The organism is Pseudoalteromonas sp. S408, assembly GCF_005886645.1.
Lineage (GTDB): Bacteria > Pseudomonadota > Gammaproteobacteria > Enterobacterales > Alteromonadaceae > Pseudoalteromonas.
The window spans coordinates 1-20309 of sequence record NZ_PNDY01000002.1; the positions used below are offsets into that span (position 1 = coordinate 1).

Annotated in this window: 15 protein-coding genes; 6 read left to right on the forward strand and 9 right to left on the reverse strand. The window is 39.1% G+C overall.

Annotation, left to right across the window (positions count from 1 at the left end):
- Positions 1 to 350: 350 nt before the first annotated feature.
- The gene (msrA, locus tag CWB62_RS02395) at positions 351 to 1640 is read right to left on the reverse strand and encodes a peptide-methionine (S)-S-oxide reductase MsrA (RefSeq protein WP_138530185.1); all 1290 of its coding nucleotides are present in this window, start codon (positions 1638 to 1640) and stop codon (positions 351 to 353) included.
- A gap of 246 nt (positions 1641 to 1886) precedes the next feature.
- On the opposite strand from msrA, the gene pxpB reads away from it, so the two are divergent.
- The 4 genes from pxpB (at position 1887) to CWB62_RS02415 (ending at position 7415) form a co-directional block, all read left to right on the forward strand.
- Positions 1887 to 2537, forward strand: coding sequence for a 5-oxoprolinase subunit PxpB (gene pxpB / locus CWB62_RS02400; RefSeq protein ID WP_138530183.1), 651 nt, complete (start codon positions 1887 to 1889; stop codon positions 2535 to 2537).
- Between the two features lie 3 nt (positions 2538 to 2540).
- Complete coding sequence (locus CWB62_RS02405; protein ID WP_058403965.1) at positions 2541 to 3491, forward strand: 5-oxoprolinase subunit C family protein; 951 nt, start codon at positions 2541 to 2543, stop codon at positions 3489 to 3491.
- Positions 3492 to 3779: 288 nt separating this feature from the next.
- Positions 3780 to 5453, forward strand: coding sequence for an asparagine synthase B (gene asnB, locus CWB62_RS02410; protein WP_058403964.1), 1674 nt, complete (start codon positions 3780 to 3782; stop codon positions 5451 to 5453).
- A gap of 381 nt (positions 5454 to 5834) precedes the next feature.
- A complete protein-coding gene (locus tag CWB62_RS02415; RefSeq protein ID WP_138530181.1) occupies positions 5835 to 7415 on the forward strand; it encodes a BCCT family transporter in 1581 nt (526 codons plus the stop codon).
- Between the two features lie 55 nt (positions 7416 to 7470).
- Here CWB62_RS02415 and CWB62_RS02420 read toward each other — a convergent pair whose 3' ends face one another.
- The 5 genes from CWB62_RS02420 to trhO all read right to left on the reverse strand — a co-directional run bounded on the left by CWB62_RS02420 (position 7471) and on the right by trhO (position 15438).
- Positions 7471 to 8175, reverse strand: a complete 705-nt coding sequence (locus tag CWB62_RS02420; protein ID WP_138530179.1) for a 3'-5' exonuclease — start codon at positions 8173 to 8175, stop codon at positions 7471 to 7473.
- 3 nt (positions 8176 to 8178) lie between these two features.
- The gene (locus tag CWB62_RS02425) at positions 8179 to 10074 is read right to left on the reverse strand and encodes a DUF294 nucleotidyltransferase-like domain-containing protein (protein WP_138530177.1); all 1896 of its coding nucleotides are present in this window, start codon (positions 10072 to 10074) and stop codon (positions 8179 to 8181) included.
- Positions 10075 to 10162: 88 nt separating this feature from the next.
- A complete protein-coding gene (locus tag CWB62_RS02430) occupies positions 10163 to 13243 on the reverse strand; it encodes an efflux RND transporter permease subunit (protein ID WP_138530176.1) in 3081 nt (1026 codons plus the stop codon).
- A gap of 2 nt (positions 13244 to 13245) precedes the next feature.
- Positions 13246 to 14259, reverse strand: a complete 1014-nt coding sequence (locus CWB62_RS02435; RefSeq protein WP_138530174.1) for an efflux RND transporter periplasmic adaptor subunit — start codon at positions 14257 to 14259, stop codon at positions 13246 to 13248.
- Positions 14260 to 14430: 171 nt separating this feature from the next.
- A complete protein-coding gene (trhO, locus tag CWB62_RS02440) occupies positions 14431 to 15438 on the reverse strand; it encodes an oxygen-dependent tRNA uridine(34) hydroxylase TrhO (protein ID WP_058403958.1) in 1008 nt (335 codons plus the stop codon).
- Between the two features lie 199 nt (positions 15439 to 15637).
- Between trhO and CWB62_RS02445 the strand changes: the two genes are divergently transcribed.
- Positions 15638 to 16960 (forward strand): DEAD/DEAH box helicase, encoded by a 1323-nt coding sequence (locus CWB62_RS02445; RefSeq protein WP_138530172.1) that lies wholly within the window; start codon positions 15638 to 15640, stop codon positions 16958 to 16960.
- Positions 16961 to 16962: 2 nt separating this feature from the next.
- Entirely contained in the window at positions 16963 to 17799 is an 837-nt protein-coding gene (locus CWB62_RS02450) for a CvfB family protein (protein ID WP_138530170.1), read from the forward strand.
- A gap of 37 nt (positions 17800 to 17836) precedes the next feature.
- Here the strand turns inward: CWB62_RS02450 and CWB62_RS02455 are convergent, their stop codons facing one another.
- The 3 genes from CWB62_RS02455 to lapB all read right to left on the reverse strand — a co-directional run bounded on the left by CWB62_RS02455 (position 17837) and on the right by lapB (position 20309).
- Positions 17837 to 18211, reverse strand: a complete 375-nt coding sequence (locus CWB62_RS02455) for a hypothetical protein (RefSeq protein ID WP_058403955.1) — start codon at positions 18209 to 18211, stop codon at positions 17837 to 17839.
- Between the two features lie 93 nt (positions 18212 to 18304).
- Entirely contained in the window at positions 18305 to 19009 is a 705-nt protein-coding gene (pyrF, locus tag CWB62_RS02460; RefSeq protein WP_058403954.1) for an orotidine-5'-phosphate decarboxylase, read from the reverse strand.
- A gap of 163 nt (positions 19010 to 19172) precedes the next feature.
- Positions 19173 to 20309 (reverse strand): lipopolysaccharide assembly protein LapB, encoded by a 1137-nt coding sequence (gene lapB, locus CWB62_RS02465; RefSeq protein ID WP_138530168.1) that lies wholly within the window; start codon positions 20307 to 20309, stop codon positions 19173 to 19175.

Consider the following 20309-nt stretch of genomic DNA (forward strand, 5'->3'; position numbering starts at 1 on the left):
TTGGCAGTAACCGAATCTGTATTGTGTGTGAAGATGTTGTCAGTGTGAAAAACAGTTCAAGTTAGGTGGTGACCTAGTTTGGGCTGTTTTATTTTACAACTTAATTACACCCTATCCCAAATATTTGAAAGCCCTTAAGTAATTAAGGGCTTTTTTATGCCTATTTACAAACGAGTAAAACATTACATAAATAGTAACCCTTATCCACCTAGCGCCACTGCCAACGTACAAAACTCTCTTTTAAATAACTTTAGCGTAATTATTTACTAGGCAATGTTTCCATACCCTCACACCGTCACTTAATTCAGTGGACTAACTTTACTTATAGACCAATTGGTTTATATGTAATGTTAGCTATTATCGCGAGGTATAAAGTCTAATACGGTTGCATTGATACAATATCTGTCTTCCCCTCTTGGGCCTTCGCCCGGAAATAAGTGACCTAAATGAATTCCTGAACTTTTAGACCTCAACTCTATGCGCTGCATGCCCCAACTGTTGTCTTCATGTTCGGTTACACTATTTTTAACAGGGTGCGTAAACGACAGCCAACCTGTGCCAGAATTAAAGCGATCACGGGTATCAAACAAAGCCTCTCCACTGAGCTTGTCAACAAAGGTACCATCTGGAGTATTTTTAAATATTTTGTATTCTTTACAATAAGGACGATCTGTTTTGGCATTAAATGCGACCTTATAGGCTTCGCTATTTCCTAATTTAAATGCCCCTAGGGCTTTATAAAAAGTATCGCGGTTTGCATAGCCCTGGCGTCCGTATACTTCTTCGCCATTTTCTAAAAATAGAATAGTCGGTGTTGCCCAAGTAGCCGATTTAATCGTTAATCCATCTAATTGATCGGCAAATCTAAATGATAAAGGAATCGTTCCTTTGTAGTCATTCGCCACCTCTTTTTTAAACTTCTCGCAGTAGGGGCAATAATCGCGTGAGTCTATAACCACTATTTGCTTACCTGCTAACAATGCAGTGTTGTCTTTAGTTTCATCAGGTACTGGTTCAAAAACAACACCAGTAGAATGATCAGGGCAATAGCCATTAGGATTTTTCTGTAAATAATTTTGATGGTATTCTTCCGCGGCAATAAACCCCTCGAGTGGCTTTATTGCAGTGACTATATCTCCATACCCTGCATTGGTTAATAATTGTTGGTACTGCGCTTTAACCTTGAAAGCAGTGTCACTTTGCTCATTGTTGCTCGTTAAAATAATTGAACGGTATTGCGTACCAATGTCGTTACCTTGTTTGTTTAGCTGGGTAGGATCGTGACTTTCAAAGTAATTTTTAAGTAATGCTTGTGAGGAAATAATATTGCTGTTGTAAGTAACTTTGACTACTTCAGCGTAGTTGTTTTCGTCAAAACGACGTGATTGCTTAGTAATATTTCTGTAAGTAGCCTCAAAGCCTTTTCCATCAGCATAGCCAGACTCTGCATCAATCACTCCTTCTAGTGCTTCATAGCGTTTTTCTGCGCCCCAAAAACACCCCGATCCTAGTACAAGGGTTTCTACATGCATGCTCGCTTCTACATTGCTTTGTTCTACTTTTTCCATTGATAAAGCAAAAGTGCCTGCGCTAAATATAATGGCAGCGCCCGATAAATATAATAATTGCTGATAATTCATAATATACCTCTAAACAAGTCCGTACTCATTGAGACCATTTAATCTTGATTATTATTTCAAACTACGTGCTTATTTATTACGAGGATTAAGATATAAAGTTTACTTTTAAACCTCATTGGCAATGAAATTACAGAATTAGTGTATTAACTATTTTGTATAAAATGTTTTTTGTTAGTCTCAAGGTTGTCAATAATTAACTAAATATGTGTTAGGTTTGCTTAATGATGTCCGAATTAGGTTTTACCAATGCAAAATCCTCACGTTTACGCTCTATCAAACAATAGCCTAATGTTTGATGCATCTCATTTAAGCGCTAACGACACTCTCAGTATTCAAAACAAAATTTGGTCTTTAGCAAGCCACTGTAATACAAGTGGGTCATTTATCGACGTTGTACCAGCTATGACCTCACTCACTTTGTATCTTAAGCAAGAAATAGAGTTAGCCAAATGGCATGAAGAATTACTAGGTATTTGGAATAACATTAAGCCAAATGAGTTTGTTGCTAAACATCATAAAATTAAGACGCATTACAATGGGGCAGATTTAAACTACGTTGCCAACTTTCATAATTTAAGTATTGATGACGTCATTAATCTTCACAGTGAAGCGCAGTACGCTGTTTTATTTTTAGGGTTTCTACCTGGTTTTGCATACTTAAACGGGTTAAACGAACATCTTTATACACCAAGACGTTCCGAGCCTCGCCTAAAAGTGCCTAAAGGCTCTGTTGCTATTGGCGCTGAGCAAACAGCGATTTACCCTTCAGATTCGCCCGGTGGTTGGCATATTATTGGCCATACTGACACGCCCTTGTTTGATGCAAAGCTAAAAAAACCATGTTTAATACAGCCAGGTGATACGCTCGAATTTATACCTATTTCGGTGGGGAAATAAATCATGATTAAAGTGATTAAAAGTGGCCCATTACTGACCATTCAAGATTTTGGACGCAGCGGATACCGCCATTTAGGCGTTAGTCAGTCTGGTAGCTTAGACCCTTATGCACAAACCATAGCAAACTGCCTTTTAAATAATGATAAAAATGCCGCTGTGCTTGAGGTGACTGTTGGCATGTGCGAACTTGAGTTTGAATGCAACACAGTTATTGCCTTATTTGGTGCTGATTTAAATGCAACACTTGATGAAAAACCTATTTACCCGGGTTGGACATACAATGTAAAACAAAAACAAGTGCTTAAGTTTTCAACAGGGAGAGCCGGATTAAGAGCCTACATTGCCGTTAAAGGGGGAATTCAAAGCTCGGTTATTATGAATTCTAGAGCCACTGATTTAAATGCTGGTTTTGGCGGACTAAATGGCAAATCGCTCATAGCCGGTGACAATATTAAAATTACTCCTTACCAATCAGAATTTACTCAATGCGGCGCACTTATGCCGCCAAAACGTAAAATTGTGCGTGTATACCCAAGCCCATACGCAGAGCTTTTCTCCAAACAGATCATTAATGGGTTTACTCAGTCGTCGTTTAAAGTGAGTCACAATAGTAACCGTATGGGCGTAAGACTCCAAAGTGATGATTATTCTTTAACTCACTCACACTCATTACCTTCTCTTGCTGTGAGTCCAGGAAGTATCCAACTGCCCCCAAATGGAGAACCCATTGTATTGTTAAACGATGCACAAACAACGGGAGGTTATCCCTTATTAGGCACCGTCATTGAAGCAGATTTACATCAATTTGCTCAATATAAACCGCTAGATACAATTGAATTTGAATACGTGACGTTTGAACAAGCACTAAAAGCTAAACAAAAACTCAAAGGCCATTTAAACCAGTTAAGCATTGCACTTAAAAGTAGAGGCCTAGGCAATAATGGGGGACGTTAAACCGCGCGTAATTTAATGTAGTTCATTGCACTACTTAGTTACATAAACAAGTTCGGCCTGCTTGATTGTCTAATTAATAGTTCAGAGTTTACACAGCAAATTGATGTAAAAATAATCAGAGTTTCGCCCTATTAACCAACAAGGTGCAACGAGTTAAACATTGGTGCATAAATTATTCTTAATTAATTGCAAAAGCTGTGTGACTTGAGTAATTATTTCTGATAAAACAAGGGTTCGCAGTTCAGCAAATTGGCTGTTCTGCACACATAATAGGAATGAGGAGTTACTATGTGTTCAATCTTTGGGGTATTAGATATAAAATCTGATCCCGCTCAATTGCGTACCCAAGCAATTGAAATGTCAAAATTACTACGACACCGAGGGCCAGATTGGTCTGGTGTTTACGCGTCTGAAAAAGCAGTTTTAGTTCATGAGCGTCTTGCAATTGTTGGCGTATCTAGCGGTGCGCAACCTTTATACAACCCAGAAAAAACGAATATATTAGCGGTAAATGGGGAAATATATAATCACAAAGAGTTAGCTGCGAATTTAGACACTGATTTTACGTTCCAGACGCAGTCTGATTGTGAAGTTATCTTAGCGCTATACAAACAAAAAGGCCCTGAGTTTTTAGATGACTTAAATGGTATTTTTGCGTTTTGCCTATACGATGAAGAAAATGACGCCTACTTAATTGGTCGTGATCATATCGGTATTATACCGCTTTACACTGGCCACGATGAACATGGTAACTTTTATGTTGCCTCTGAGCTGAAAGCACTTTCTCCAATTTGTAAACACATTGAAGAATTCCCCCCTGGCCATTACCTTTACAGTAAAGATGGTGAACTTAAGCCTTATTACAAACGTGATTGGCAAACTTTCGACGCAGTTAAAGATAACAGCGCAGAGTCGGCAGATGTAAAAGACGCATTAGAAGCAGCCGTTAAACGCCAACTTATGTGTGATGTACCATACGGTGTATTACTGTCAGGTGGATTAGACTCATCAGTTATTTCTGCTATTACACAGCGTTTTGCTGCTAAACGTATTGAAGATAACGACGAAAGCGATGCTTGGTGGCCCAAACTTCACTCATTTTCAGTTGGCCTTGAAGGTTCGCCCGATTTAGCGGCGGCTCAAAAAGTTGCAGATATGATTGGTACGGTGCATCACCCTATCATTTTTACTATTCAAGAAGGTATTGATGCGCTTCGAGAGGTCATTTACCACATAGAAACCTATGATGTAACCACAATTCGTGCATCAACCCCTATGTATTTAATGGCGCGTCAAATTAAAGCCATGGGTATTAAAATGGTTCTTTCTGGTGAAGGTGCAGATGAATTATTTGGTGGTTACTTATATTTCCACAAGGCTCCTAATGCACAAGAGTTTCATGAAGAACTAAACCGTAAAGTTTCTAAACTTCATATGTTTGACTGCCTGCGCGCTAATAAGTCGATGGCCGCATGGGGCGTTGAAGCACGCGTACCATTCCTTGATAAAGAATTTGTTGATGTTGCTATGCGCATCAATCCTGAAGCAAAAATGTGCAAAGATGGCAAAATTGAAAAGCATATTTTACGTGAAGGTTTTGGCGGTTATTTACCAGATGAAGTTTTATGGCGCCAAAAAGAACAGTTTTCTGATGGTGTTGGTTACAGCTGGATAGATACATTAAAAGAGTATGTTGAAGAGCAAGTAAGCGATCAAGACCTTGCTAATGCAAAGTTCAAATACCCTATTAATACCCCTGATTCAAAAGAAGCTTACTACTACCGTACTATTTTTGAGTCGCACTTCCCAGGTGACGCATCAGCAAAGTGTGTACCACATGGCAAGTCAGTTGCTTGTTCAACTCCTGAAGCACTTGCTTGGGATGAGTCGTTCCAAAACAATGCAGACCCTTCTGGTCGTGCAGCGGGCGTTCACAACGACGCTTACACAGGTAAAAAATAAGCACTAATTTATACACTGCATAAATTTTATGCAGTGTATAAAACTCCCCCACCCCATTTATTACAGTTTACATCCCAACCTTAATAGACCACTTAGTTTATAAATAACTATTTGTTAAATTATAGTTTAAGTTCTAACCTTATAAATATTGCCTGCATATCATTAATTTCTAAAATCGCTATTTATATGGCTAACAATACCCAAAAAACACGATATTTTGACTATTTGTTACTTTAAACGTTTATGCAACCTCATATCATCTGTAAGATAGGAATATTATTAGTTAGTCTTCAAATTATTTTTCATTCTCTGTATATAGACTAATGTATTTAATGGGCGGCTGGATAAACCAGTTATTTATAATTAAAAAAGAGGTATTGCATGAAGGAAAATCATGACAAATATAGTATCGACAATACAGATTACACCGTAGGACAGGATAACGTTCAAAAGTGGGGGTTTGATATTCATAACCCTGTTTTTGGGATCAGTGCGGGCCTTATTATTTTATTTTTAGTTGCCTTACTTGTTACTGAGCCACAAACAGCTAAAACGGCACTAGATACAATTAAATTCGATATCATTAATAACTTCGATGCGCTATTTATGTGGGCTGCTAACTTTTTTGTCGTTTTCTGTTTAGCACTTATTGTATCTCCATATGGAAATATACGCTTAGGAGGAAGTGAAGCTAAACCATCTCATACACGTCTTTCATGGCTTGCCATGTTATTTGCAGCGGGTATGGGTATTGGCCTTATGTTTTGGGGTGTAGCTGAACCTGTTGCTTATTATACTGGTTGGTACGAAACACCGCTAAACGTTGCAGCAAACACGCCAGAAGCAGCAAAGCTAGCTATGGGAGCAACCATGTTTCACTGGGGGCTTCATCCGTGGGCAATCTATGCAGTGGTGAGTTTATCCCTTGCTTTTTTTGCTTACAATAAAGGGCTACCACTATCAATTCGTTCGATTTTTTACCCTATTTTAGGTGATAAGGCGTGGGGATGGCCGGGTCATATTATTGATATTTTGGCTGTTTTGGCGACTTTGTTTGGTCTAGCTACCTCTCTAGGATTGGGTGCCCAACAAGCCTCTGCAGGTATTAATCATGTCTTTGGTTTAGAAGGCGGTATTGGTTCGCAAATATTAGTGATTGTAGGGGTTACTTTATTAGCGGTTATCTCTGTTGTTCGCGGCATTGATGGCGGTGTAAAACTACTTAGTAATATAAACATGCTAATAGCGTTTGTATTGTTATTGTTTGTTTGCCTTGTGGGATTTGCTGTAGCTATGGGCAACATTCCAAATACCGTGATGGGCTATGTTGAAAACATTATTCCTTTAAGTAACCCACATGGCCGTGAAGACGAAACATGGATGCACGGTTGGACTGTATTTTACTGGGCATGGTGGATTTCGTGGTCACCTTTCGTTGGCATGTTTATAGCTCGTGTTTCACGTGGGCGCACTATTCGTGAATTTTTAATCGCTGTGTTACTAATCCCAACCTTAGTAACGGTATTGTGGATGTCTATTTACGGTGGTATTGCAATTGACCAAATTATAAATGGTGTAGGCGCGCTTGGGCTTAATGGCTTAACTGAGGTTCCTTTAGCAATGTTTCAGATGTTAGATGAGCTTCCGCTTGCAAATATATTATCGTTTATTGCGATTGTGCTTGTACTTGTATTTTTTATTACCTCTTCAGACTCTGGTTCGTTAGTCATCGACTCTATTACTGCTGGTGGTAAAATTGACGCCCCTGTTCCACAACGTATATTTTGGGCTACGGTTGAGGGCGCTATTGCCGCAGCATTGTTGTGGATTGGCGGAACACAGGCTATTGAGGCCTTACAAGCAGGTGCAGTTTCAACAGGCTTACCATTTACGTTTGTGCTTTTACTTATGTGTGTGAGCTTGTTGTTAGGTTTAAGAACTGAGCCTAGACCGACTAAATAATAAATTAATAATAATAAAACGCCGCATTTTTTGCGGCGTTTTTATTTGTATGTGTTCAGCTCCATATCTCACACAATGGGGTTTCTTCAGTGTAATGATGGCGTAATTGAGCTTGCAATAGTTCAGCTGTTGCAAGCGCATCAGTTAGCGCATGATGCCCTTCATAAACTGGTAGTGAATAACGTTTGCGACAGTCATTTAGCCTCAACGACCCCAATTTGGAGTTAAATAACTGCCCAATTAAGCCTTGTTTTGCCTTGAGCGCTCTGCGCTCAAGTTCCATGGTATCAACAACCATAAACTCAATATGCTCTCTTAATCGCAATACTAAGGCACTGTTTAAAAAGCCACGTTCGATTGCCGCATAGTGAACAACAATCACCTTAGCACGTAACGCATCAAGCAAAGGAGCAATAATGTTGTCAAAGTCGGGCGCGTTATCTACATCATTATGAGTAATACCGTGGATCACAATAGACGATTCACTTAGGTTTCGTCTTGGCTGAACAAGCCAGTGCTTGCTCTGTTTACAGTATATTCGCGTTAATGTAAAAGGAACTAATCCTACACTCACAATATCATCTGTTTGGCTATTTAGCCCTGTTGTTTCAAAATCTAATGCAACAAAAGAAATTTCTTTTATAGGGGCGTTAGCATTGCTAAATGCCGATAAATAAAACTCTTTTATTAAATTATTTTGTGTATTGTCGGCAAGCTGTGCATAACGTATTTTCCAGTTTGTTACTTCTTTAAAAAACATAGATTATTTCACACCTGAGTGTGCGCTATAACAAAATTTAAGGTAACTTTGCGCCTTATCTAAAATAGCAAAAGCATCTTTCAAATGTCGCTGTTCGAAAGGAGAAAGTAAATGAGGGTCAAGGTTATTATCGGGTGCTTCACCCTGTTCAATTTGCCATGCCTGATGGCGTATACGCGTCATTGAAATGTACTCTAACGCATCACGTAAATCTTGCGCTTTACCTTCAGGTAAAACATTGGCTTCTATAATATCTTCTAAACGATCAAATGAATTTTGCTTACGAGAGCCAATTGCAAGTGCATGAACACGAACTACATCACTCAATGGCGCAGTACCGCGTCGTTTTAAGTTCATAGACTTTTGATGCTGTCCATTGTGCTCGAGAACAAACCCTTTAAAAAAACCAAGAGGAGGTGTTCTATTTCGAGCATTTGATGCCATGTTAGCTAAAAACACTCTGTTACTTGCACTTTGTTTTGCAATAAATGTTTTTAACTCATCAGCCCATTTTGTTTTACCCCACACACCGTCTAAATCAAAAAATATAGAGCTATTAAGCAAAGCCTGTGGTTTAGGCTCAGCAATCCATTGGGAAAATTGTTCAAACCATTGGTCTTGTGTTTTTCGCCACTTTTTAAAGGATGCCATAATTTCACCGTCGCAATAGCTATAGCCACATTCAGCTAATCCATCACAAACAAAGTCACTTAAGTTTTGAAAATATGTATTATGTTTTTCATCGTCATAACTATTATCTAATATAAGTGCATTATCTTGGTCAGTAACAATAAGTTGTTCATCCCTTGCCATAGAGCCTAATGCAATAAAGCAGTAAGGTACTGGCGGCGGGCCGAACTTTTCTTCTGCAAGTATTAGCAGTCGTTGTTTAAAGGTACGGCCAATGACAGCCATTGCAGTACCAACCATGTGAGAGTTAGCGTCTTCATTTACCATGCGCACAAATACACGGGGAAGTTGATTTGCATAGTGGGCTAAATCTTCCACAGACTGCTGTGCCAATATACCACGCACCAACAATAAGCTACTCTGCGATTCATAACGCAAAATATCTGATAAAGAAATAACACCTATCGGCCGTTTTTTTTGTACCACTGGAAGATGATGTAAGTTATCTCTGAGCATGGCTAACACAGCTTCAAAAATATAGTCATTTTGATCAAGTAGCACTAAGTTAGTGGACATAATAACGTGTGCAGGGGTGTTGAAAGCAAGCCCCTGCGCCACAACTTTAGTGCGTAAATCTTTATCTGTTATTATGCCAACAACTTGCCCGTCATCTTCTTGGGGGTCGTTATTTACGGGCTTATTAACGTCGGTAACTAGCACTGACGATACCGATTCATCAGTCATTAGCTGTGCTATATTTTTTACTGTTTCAGTTGCGTCAACTGTGACAACCTCTCGGTGAAGTAACGATTTAACTTTGGCAGTCGTTAAATCGTTTCCATCGGCTTGTTCTACAATTGCCTGATGCAAACGCACGTTACCATCCGTTTCAAAGTAATCTGCAAATACTTCATATTCATCACAATACTGCAAAAAAATGTCAACGTTTATACAATAAACTAAGGTGTCTTCGAGCGCTGTAGCCGGAAAACGCACCTTTCGATTCATTAGTAACCCCATTTGCCCAAATATTCCTGCGGTGGCCAAACGGTTATACAGCTCACCATCACGTCGGTACATTTCAACAGAGCCACTTCTTATTATGTATAAATCAGCTATGTCTTGGCCATATTGTAAAATATCGGTATTAGCCCTGAAGTAACTGACTTCAACTTGTTGGGCAAGTTCATCTAATGCTTTTTGAGGAAGATCATCAAAAGGAGGGTGTTGTGATAAAAATTGCGCTATTTCAATTTGCTCGCTTTGCATTATAGATCCCTACTAATATCCAGTAATGCAATTGTGGGCCTAATTAACCGTTTTTTAAAGAAAAAAGATTAATTAGGCTCATAAAGATTTACTCTGTATGTTCAAGCTCTTGAGCAAGCTGTTTAGTTTCATCCCCTCTTGGCTTAGTAAAACGTGCAAGCCCTAAATAGATGACTGGTGTTAAGTATAAAGTAAATAAAACAGCAAGCGACAGCCCACCAAATACAACCCAACCTATTGCATTACGCGCTTCGGCACCCGCCCCACTTGATAATATTAATGGTAGTGCACCAAGCAACGTAGAAACGAGTGTCATAGTGATTGGACGTAACCTAACCAGCGCAGCCTCTTCAACCGCCTCACGCACAGATAAGCCTTGATCGCGAAGTTGGTCTGCAAATTCAACCAGTAAAATAGCATTTTTTGCAATCAGACCAATCAACATTACTAAACCAATTTGAGAATAAATATTGAGAGACGTATTCGTTAAATACAGCGCTAAGATGGCAGAGGTAATACCAAATGGAACTGTTAGCATTACCACTATGGCACTGTTAACACTTTCGAATTGAGCAGCTAATACAAGCAATACAATTAAGAATGCTAAAACGTAAGTTAGAAGGACTTCGTTTGCAGTTTCTTCGAAGGTCAGCGCTTCGCCTTTAAACGCAAGAGTAATGCCCTGAGGCAAAGACTGCTGAGACAAATTACGAATTTGCTCGACTATATCTGCAATCGTCATTCCATCGGGTAATTCCATATCCAATTCAATAGCACGACGCTGAGCATGACGCTCAAGCTCTGCAGCAACGCCCTCTTCACTAATATTAGCTAAGCTACTAATTGGGACTAACCTTCCTTGTGAACTTGCCACATACAGGTTTGCTAAATCACTTGGATCTTGAATAACTTGGTTTTGCACTTGCAACATAATAGGTATTGATTGGTCACCAATGTTTAAATCAGCAATATCATCACCATTTATGGCGGCACGAAGTGTAATTGAAATATCACTTAGCGATACACCCAACTCTTCGGCTCTTCGTCTATCAATATTTACACGTAATTGTGGTTGTGATGGCTGATAAGATACTCGCACAGGCGCTGTACCTGGGATTGCATTTTCAATTTGTTTTGCAAAGTCTTGCGCAGCAATAAAAATTTGTTGGTAATCTTGGCCTAATAAAGCAATTTCTATTCCGCCACCTTGGCCTCTTAAATTTAAACTGTTTGAACCCGATGCACGTCCGGCTGCGCCTGGAATTTCACCTAACGGACCACGAATTTTATTAATGATTTCTTGTTGAGTAAATTGACGGTCGTCCCAATGCTTAAGAGGAACCGTTATAAACACTATATTAGGGTCCCATTGCCCAACAACGGTGTATATAGATTCTATTTCACCACTTTCTACGAAAGGCAACAAAATATCTTCCATCTGCATTGCTTGCCTGTCCATAAAGTTCAAACCTACACCATCAGGTCCTCTGGCAAAAATTCGTATTTTACCCCTGTCCTCTGTGGGTAAAAGTTCGTTGTCGAGGTTTAGATACAATGCACCAGAACCAAAGGCTATTAATATGCACGCTATGAGAACTAACCAAGCACGGTTCAAAACGCTTTTTATCGTTGTACTGTAAAGCTTAACAAGCTTATTGCCTACTTTAGCAAACGGGTGGGTGCTTTGTTTTTTCAGTTTTAATTTTGAAGTCAATGCAGGAACAAGTGATAATGCGACAAAACTTGAAATAATAACGGCGCCGGCAAGCACCCCGCCAAACTCTCTAAATAATCGCCCTGCAGTAGAAGGTAAAAAAGCAATAGGAATGAAAACCGCTGCCAATACCGCAGTTGTGGCAACAACCGCAAAAAATACTTCTCTCGTACCTATGACAGCGGCAGCGCGCCGACCAAGTCCTAAACCTCTTTGACGTTGTATGTTTTCACTCACAACAATTGCATCATCGACTATTAAACCCGTGGCTAGCACAAGCGCTAATAAAGTGAGTATATTGATAGAAAAACCAAGGGCCCAAATAAGAGCAAGTGAACCTATAAGCGCAACAGGTATAGCAAAAGCTGGCACAAGTGTAGCGCGCCACGAGCCTATGAATACCCATAATGTTATTACCACTAACAAAACGGTAAGCACTAAGGAATTGATTACTTCATCAACTGAGCTTCTTATAAATTGCGCGTCATCTGAGGTTAGCGTAAATTCGAGCTCAGGGAATCGTTTGCGCATGTTTTCGAGCAACTGAAGCACTTCATCCGATATTTCAATTGTATTCGACTGTGCTTGGCGAATAACCTCCATACCAATTACGGGTTTGCCATCTAAACGAACCATAGAGCGTGGATCTGCAGGACCAAAATAGACCGATGCAATATCACCTACTCGTGTATCGCCGCTAACAATAATATCTGCAACTTCACTAGGTGTAATAGAAGTTGCGTCTGCTCTAACAATTACTTGTTGGTCACTTGATTTAAGGCTACCCGCGGGTACATCAAAAGGCGCTTCTCGTAAAACGTCTGCTACATCAGGAATAGTAAGATTAAAACTGCTTAATTTTAGGGGATCTAAACGAACACGTAAAACGCGTTTACGGTCTCCGTTCAACCTTACATCGGCAACGCCTGGTATTGTTAGAAATTGAGGTGCTAAATCGGTTTCGACTCGCTCAGTAAGGGCTTCAAGAGCCAGACTACTACTTGACACAGTGAGCGATACAACCGCTTCTGCATCGTTATCGGCTTTGATAATGGCAACACGCTCCACCTCCTCTGGTAACTCTCGTTGTACACGAGCAACAGACTCTCTGGTTTCGTTAGCTGCATTGTCTAAGTCAACGCCAGGGCGAAATTCAACAACAATACGAGCACTGCCCTCTTCACTTTGTGCACGTATTGATTTAACGCCACTCACTCGGGCTATCGCCCCTTCCAGTTTGCTGGTTACTTCTGTATCAACCGTTTCGGGTGACCCACCAGGAAATGATGCTGAGACTGTTATACGCGGTCTATCAACATCTGGTAACTCTCTAACTTCAATGCCAGCGATTGCAGCTAAACCGGCAATTATAATTAATAGATTTAAAACAACAATAAGAACAGGTCGGCGGATTGCCATTGAAGGGAGATCTTGCATCATAGGGGAATTTTTCATTATTATTCCTCTAAATTACTGACATTGGCGAACGTTAATGCTTGGTTTTCGCGTAGACGTTGCACGCCTTCAACAACCAATATATCGTTCTCATTTAAGTTACCTGAAACTAGCAATCGCCCAGCTAAGCGTTGCTCTATTTTTACATCAATACGCGTAGCTTTTTTATTTATACTTTTCCAAACGTAAGGACCTGTTGCTCCCCACATAAGTGCAGCTTCAGGCACAACCGCGTATGACTCCCCTTGCATTGTAATATTAATTCGAAAGCTCATACCTGGCATAAACTGATCATTTGTATTTTCCAGTTTGGCTTTAACTCGTAAGGTACGGGTTTGTGGATTTATTCGCGAATCTAAATATGAAACTTGAGCATTAATGGCTTTTGCACTTTGCCATGGTGTTACTTCCACAATGCCTTTATTTTTTAGCATAGAGACAGCTGACTCAGGTGCGTTAAAGTTGATATACAAACTGCGGGTATCATCAATAGTCGCTATGGCTGTTTGCTCAGTAATGCGATCCCCTTTTTCAACATCAGTAAGCCCCATCACACCATCGAATGGCGCAAGTACTGTTCTATCTTCTAGGTCTGTTTTTGCATTGATAAGTGCAACCTCGGCAAGTGCATGCAGAGTTTTCGCATCATCTAAGTCACTTTTAGGGATTGCCCCTTTTTTGTGACTTTCGCTGAGTCTGTTAAGTGTACGCTGAGTGTCTGCTAGGGTTATTTCTGCTTGTTGAAGCGCTGCTTTTTGCCTACGAGAGTCTAGTTCAACTAAAACATCTCCTTCTTTAACAAAGTTACCCGGTTTAAAGTGAACTGCTGTAACTCTATCACCAACAGCAGGGTATAATATAACGGAATGAATTGCTTCTGCATTTCCTACAGCTTTTACCTCTTCTTTTGTACGTTCCGTTGTTACTTTTTGTACCATTACATTTGCACTTGATGCTGCGGTGCTAAAAATGAATAATAACAAGTAGATATTTAATAGAAGTATGCGCAATTTCAAAGAACCACCTAATAGACAATTTTGTTAACCACTATACGCAGTGTAACAAAACTGTGATCAAAATTAGCCAGTGTTAACGCTGAATGCTCAACTATATAAGATGAATAACAAAATGAAGGCAAAAAAAAGAGCCGTGAAGCTCTTTTTTATTTAATAACTATTACCGATTAATTACTTTGCGCGTTGCGCATCTTTTTGTGCTTTTTTAGCTTCTTTACGTTGTTGAAGAACAGTTTGTGCTTCATTACCTATATGCCCTTCACCACGAGCTTGAGCAAGTTCAATTTGTTTTTGGCGCTCTGCAAAGCGCGCTCGCTGCTCATCAGTTACGTTATCAATACAATGATGGCATGAAACACCTTCTAGATACTCAGGCTTTTGTTTTTCTTGTTCAGTAATAGGCATACGACACGCATGACACTGATCGTACGATCCCTTTTGTAGGTCATGGTTTACAGCAACGCGATTATCAAAAACAAAGCATTCGCCTTCCCACATGGTTTCTTCTTTTGGCACCTCTTCCAAATACTTAAGTATTCCGCCTTCAAGGTGATAAACTTCATCAAAGCCTTGTTCTTTCATATAGGCCGTTGATTTTTCACAGCGAATGCCACCTGTACAAAACATAGCTACTTTTTTATGTTTTTCTGGATCAAGATTTTCTTTTGCCCACTGCGGAAATTCACGAAAAGTGGTTGTATTGGGATCAACGGCATTTTGAAATGTACCAATTTCAATTTCGTAATCATTACGCGTATCAATTAAAACAACCTCTGGGTCAGAAATTAATGCATTCCAGTCTTGAGGTTTAACATAGCTCCCCACGACTTTAAGGGGATCAATTCCCTCTACCCCCATTGTTACAATTTCTTTTTTTAGTTTTACTTTTGTGCGGTAAAACGGGCATTCGTCGTCATAAGATTCTTTAGTGACAATATTTTTTAAATTTGGCTGCTCATCTAGCCATGCAAGGAGGTTATCAATGCCTTCTCTTTTTGCAGAAACAGTTCCATTTATCCCTTCTGCAGCTAAAAGTAATGTGCCTCGAACTTCGTTTGCTTCCATAACCTCTAATAAAGGTTTACGTAATGCCTCAAACTCTGGCAGCCCTACAAATTTGTATAATGCGCACACCACAAAGTGTTCGCTGGTAAGATCGTCTTTATGAACAGCTGTCATTTTATTTCCTATTTTGCCTTAATTAGCCAATATTGGCGTTTACCGAATCGTAAATCCGGCGCATATGGGGCGCGTATTTTACGCTTTTTTAGATTAATTGCAAAAAATAGCAGCATACATTGCTTTTTGCTGTCGGGATAAGCCATGTGTACGCTATAATGCAGCAATTAATTTAAGTTGCACATTGGAGAACATTACATTGCACTTTACTGATCTTGGGATTGATACTCGCCTTGAAACACAATTAGCACATCAAGGGATCACCCAGCCCACAGACATTCAAGCACATGCAGTGCCTACCGCACTTGCAGGGCATGACATTTTTGCTCAGTCGAAGACTGGGTCGGGCAAAACCTTGGCGTTTTTATTACCTGCAGTTCAACGGGTTATGAAACAAAAAGCACTCAGTAAACGCGATCCACGTGTACTTATTGTTGCCCCTACACGCGAACTAGCCACGCAAGTTTTTACTCAACTACGTTTATTAATAGCAGGCACTGCTATTAAGGCAGTTAAAGTATTAGGTGGTGAGAACTTTAACGACCAAATTAAAGCATTAAGAAACGACCCACAGTTTGTAGTTGCAACACCGGGTCGTCTCGCTGATCACGTTACTAAACGCTCTTTACAGTTAAGTGGGTTAGAGCTGCTGATTTTTGATGAAGCAGACCGCATATTAGATCTGGGCTTTACCGAACAATTAAAACTAATTAATGACGAAGCAAATCACCGCCTTCGACAAACATTATTATTTTCAGCAACGCTTGACCATGCACAAGTAGATGCGCTTTCGCGTAATTTATTAAAAAAACCAAAACAAATTACGCTTAGCGCTGCAAACGAGCAACACAGCGATATAACGCAAACACTCTACCTAGCCGACCACCTAGATCACAAAGAAGCATTACTTACACACTTTTTAAAGCAAGATGAGGTAGGCCAATGCATAATTTTTACTGCAACCCGGGCAGATACAAGTCGTTTGAGCGAAGAGCTAAACAACAAAGGATTTAAATCAGTTGCACTTGCGGGTGATTTAACACAAAGCAAACGCTTAGACATTATGGACTCGTTTAGCAGAGGAAACTTTAAAATATTAATTACCACTGATGTCGCATCTCGTGGCCTAGATTTACTAAGCGTAACCCATGTGATTAACTTCGATTTACCCAAGCATGCTGAAGAATATGTACACCGAATAGGTAGAACTGGACGTGCTGGCTTTAAAGGTACTGCTATATCGTTAGTCGGCCCTAAAGATTGGGCTAGTTATTTATCAATTAAATCTTTTTTAAATGATGAACTTAAGTTTGCAAGTATTGACGGACTTAAAGCTAAATTTAAAGGCATAAAAGAGAAAAAACCTGCTTCAACGCTTAAAGCTAAAAAAGTAACGCAGGTTAAAAAGCCACAAATAAAACGTAAAGCAAAACCCAAAAAACCAGTAGCACCCATTAAAGCCCCTATGAATATCGATGGCGATTCACCAATGCGCCGTAAAAAAAAGCCTGAGCAGGAATAATTATGAGTTACCTTGGAACAACACAAACACTATTTGTAAAAGAAGTAAGTAATGAAGGCGCTTACTTGGACGGTCATGATTTAGGTGAAGTTTTTTTACCAAAAAACGAAATCAAAGATGAACTTGAAGCCGGTGATAGCATTAGCGTGTTTATATATTTAGATAATGCTAATTTGCCAACTGCAACGGTTAGAAAGCCACATGCTCAGGTAGGTGAGTACGCCCTTTTACGTGTCAAAGAAATAAATAGTATCGGTGCTTTTTTGGACTGGGGATTAGAAAAAGATGTACTAGCCCCATTTAATGAACAAAAGCCACGCATGCAAGAGGGACATTCTTATTTAGTTCGATTGTACCTTGATAATGCCAGCCAACGCATTTGTGCTTCAACTAACTTTAATCGCTTTTTATCGAAAGATGAACCTGAATACACTAATCTACAAGAGGTTGATTTAATTGTTGCTGGCAAAACAGATATTGGCTACAAAGTGCTTATTGAAGAATCTCACTTTGGTGTTGTGTTTTACAACATGGTGTTTAAAAACTTATTTGTAGGGCAAAAACTTAAGGGCTTTATTAAAAAAGTAAGAGAAGACGGAAAAATTGACGTTGTGCTAGAAAAACCAGGCATGGGCAAGGTAAGTGAGCTTGGCGATAAAATAATGGAAAAGCTTAAAAACGAAGGCGGAATACTCGCTATTGGCGATAAATCTGATCCTGAACTTATCAAAAAAGTATTCTCTACGAGTAAAGCGAATTATAAAAAGGCAATTGGTGGTTTGTTTAAGCAAGAGCTTATTGAAATTGAAGCAAAATCAATTCGCTTGAAATCGAAATAATTAAACAACACTCATTCTATATTTTTATAATGAGTGTTTAACCTAAAATATACTTATAAGGCAATGTGCATTGCGTATATTGCCTTGAATAATCAAGTACTTCCCTTTCTGATTCTAAGTTCAATGGTGCTAGCCTGAACACCTTTTTTTCACACTCTAATTTTTTTTCGTCATGGTTTGTTAAACAAGCACTAACACTTATATCCTGGGCATTCAATGTGTCGGAGTTTCTGTAACAAAGGTGATGTGCGTAGTCTTTCATTGTTTTTTTAAAATCAAACATATTTACAGGATACGCTGAAATAACATCTGTTACTGTTGTAACTCCATCATATGCTTTACTCGAAAACACATATTTATTAAAAGAGAAGCCTGCGATGATAATGACCAATGAACCAATTAATACCTTCAAAATAAAACCCCTCACAACATTTTGATATTATAAATGTAACACAAATTACACATAACGTAAGGGGTTTAGTACTTATTTGCTGTTTTTTGTAAACTATTTTATAGACTCATTAACATCTTGCAGTACTTTTACTGGATTTGATGCTTTAGTAATCGGCCTGCCTACTACTAAGTAATCACTACCTGCTTCAATTGCTTGTTTTGGAGTCATTATTCTTTTCTGGTCGCCTGCATCACTACCTTCAGGACGAATACCGGGTGTAACTAGTTTAAAATACTCACCAAGCTCAGCCTTTAAAACACTCGCTTCTTGCGCGGAACAAACAACACCATCAAGGCCTGCTTCTTTGGCTAGTTTTGCAAGGTATATTACCTGCTCCTGAGGTGATTTATTTATACCTAATCGCTTTAATTCTGACTCATCCATACTTGTTAATACAGTAACAGCAATAAGAATTGGGGCTTTATCACCAAACGGTTCTAAAGCAACTTTTGCTTTAGTCATCATTTCGAAACCACCCGATGCATGAACATTTACCATCCATACCCCCATTTTTGCAGCCGCTGTGACTGCCTTTGCGACTGTATTAGGAATATCATGAAACTTTAAATCTAAAAAAACATCAAAACCAAGTTCAATTAATTCTTTTACAAATTCAGGACCAAAGTATGTAAACATTTCTTTGCCTACTTTTAAACGACAAGTATCGGGCGAAAGCTGTTTTACAAATGCTAACGCTGTTTCTTGATCGTCGTAGTCTAAAGCGATAAGTACTTTTTTTGAATTTTCGAAAGACATAGTTATCCTAATGTATAGCAGTAAAGAGTTTTTGTATATTTGACTTAGTTAGCTAAGCGAACTTATACAAAGTGAATAAGGAGGTTTAATTAGACTATTGGCGCTAGTTAAACTTCTAGTCGAATTTGTAAGGGCTCTACAATAATTAAGTATTTAGGGGTTATTAAAATCCGTCTAAACCTCTACTTGGGACAATGGTTTCCCAATGTTTACAAGAGGGGCAATTCCAATAGATTGTATAACTTGTGAAGCCACAATGCTGGCATTGAAAGTCTGGCTTAGTCGCTATATATGACGTAACAAGTTTATCAATTTCATTGAGCACTTCTTTTGTATTTTTATTTTGGTCACCCATAAGCTGCAGTAAAAAGCTAAAACCTCTAATTGTAGGTTGCCTTTTTAAACTATCAGTTAAAAAATCAAAAGCTTGCTTAGTCTGACCTTGCTCTAGGAGCGCTTGGCAATGTTTTATTTTTATTAGAACACCACCTTTGTCTAGTAAATCGCTTACTAGTTCATGAAATTGATGCGTTAAGTTAAGTTGTTTATAACTATGCGCTAGCTCATCAATAAATAACGGTGCAAACAACGTAAACTGACAGATTAGTTCACGCCAGTAGTAAATAGCTTTTACGTAATCCTCTTTGGAAAAAGCGATGACACCTAGCTCGTACAAGGGCCTAACTGCTTTATAATTTAAACTAATCGCTTTACGCATAATTTGAGGATTATTATCACTAAGCGCAGCTTCACAATAAAAATTAGCTATGGCTTTAAATTGCTGCTCTTTAGAGAATAATTCGCTGTGAGATTCAAACATATTAATGCCTTTATCCCATTCACGTGTTTGCGAATACAAAGTAATAATAGGATCGAGAGCTTCTACGTGCCCTGCCTTGACTAGCCAAACTAAATGCTCTTCTGCGCCATCTAATAAGCCAGCCATAATATAATCTTCAGCGAGTTCTAAACGGCTGGTTGCAGCTTGCTGCTCACTTAAGCTAGGATGTTTTAGGAGGAGTTCATGTATTTTTATTGCACGATCTAATTCGCCTCGACGACGAAACATTGTGGCAAGAGTGGAATAGTGTTCAACCGAATCAGCGGCAACTTCAAGTAGGTTTATTAAATGCTCTAAGCCTTGATCTTCTTCACGGTCTAATAAAAATTTTAAACCTTTACTGTATTCAGACGTAATTTGTCTATTCAGTTGATGGGCATGATTCTTAGCGCTGTTTTTTCCCATAACCCAGCCATAACCGGCTGCGACAGGTAGTAATAAAAACAAAAGCTCAATCAT

What these genes read in the sequence shown, in the direction of transcription:
- CWB62_RS02415 (WP_138530181.1), top strand. Translation starts at nt 5,835, where the DNA reads ATGAAGGAAAATCATGACAAATATAGTATCGACAATACAGATTACACC.
- CWB62_RS02420 (WP_138530179.1), bottom strand. Translation starts at nt 8,175, where the DNA reads ATGTTTTTTAAAGAAGTAACAAACTGGAAAATACGTTATGCACAGCTT.
- CWB62_RS02425 (WP_138530177.1), bottom strand. Translation starts at nt 10,074, where the DNA reads ATGCAAAGCGAGCAAATTGAAATAGCGCAATTTTTATCACAACACCCT.
- pxpB (WP_138530183.1), top strand. Translation starts at nt 1,887, where the DNA reads ATGCAAAATCCTCACGTTTACGCTCTATCAAACAATAGCCTAATGTTT.
- asnB (WP_058403964.1), top strand. Translation starts at nt 3,780, where the DNA reads ATGTGTTCAATCTTTGGGGTATTAGATATAAAATCTGATCCCGCTCAA.
- CWB62_RS02430 (WP_138530176.1), bottom strand. Translation starts at nt 13,243, where the DNA reads ATGAAAAATTCCCCTATGATGCAAGATCTCCCTTCAATGGCAATCCGC.
- msrA (WP_138530185.1), bottom strand. Translation starts at nt 1,640, where the DNA reads ATGAATTATCAGCAATTATTATATTTATCGGGCGCTGCCATTATATTT.
- CWB62_RS02450 (WP_138530170.1), top strand. Translation starts at nt 16,963, where the DNA reads ATGAGTTACCTTGGAACAACACAAACACTATTTGTAAAAGAAGTAAGT.
- CWB62_RS02405 (WP_058403965.1), top strand. Translation starts at nt 2,541, where the DNA reads ATGATTAAAGTGATTAAAAGTGGCCCATTACTGACCATTCAAGATTTT.
- trhO (WP_058403958.1), bottom strand. Translation starts at nt 15,438, where the DNA reads ATGACAGCTGTTCATAAAGACGATCTTACCAGCGAACACTTTGTGGTG.
- pyrF (WP_058403954.1), bottom strand. Translation starts at nt 19,009, where the DNA reads ATGTCTTTCGAAAATTCAAAAAAAGTACTTATCGCTTTAGACTACGAC.
- lapB (WP_138530168.1), bottom strand. Translation starts at nt 20,309, where the DNA reads ATGATTGAGCTTTTGTTTTTATTACTACCTGTCGCAGCCGGTTATGGC.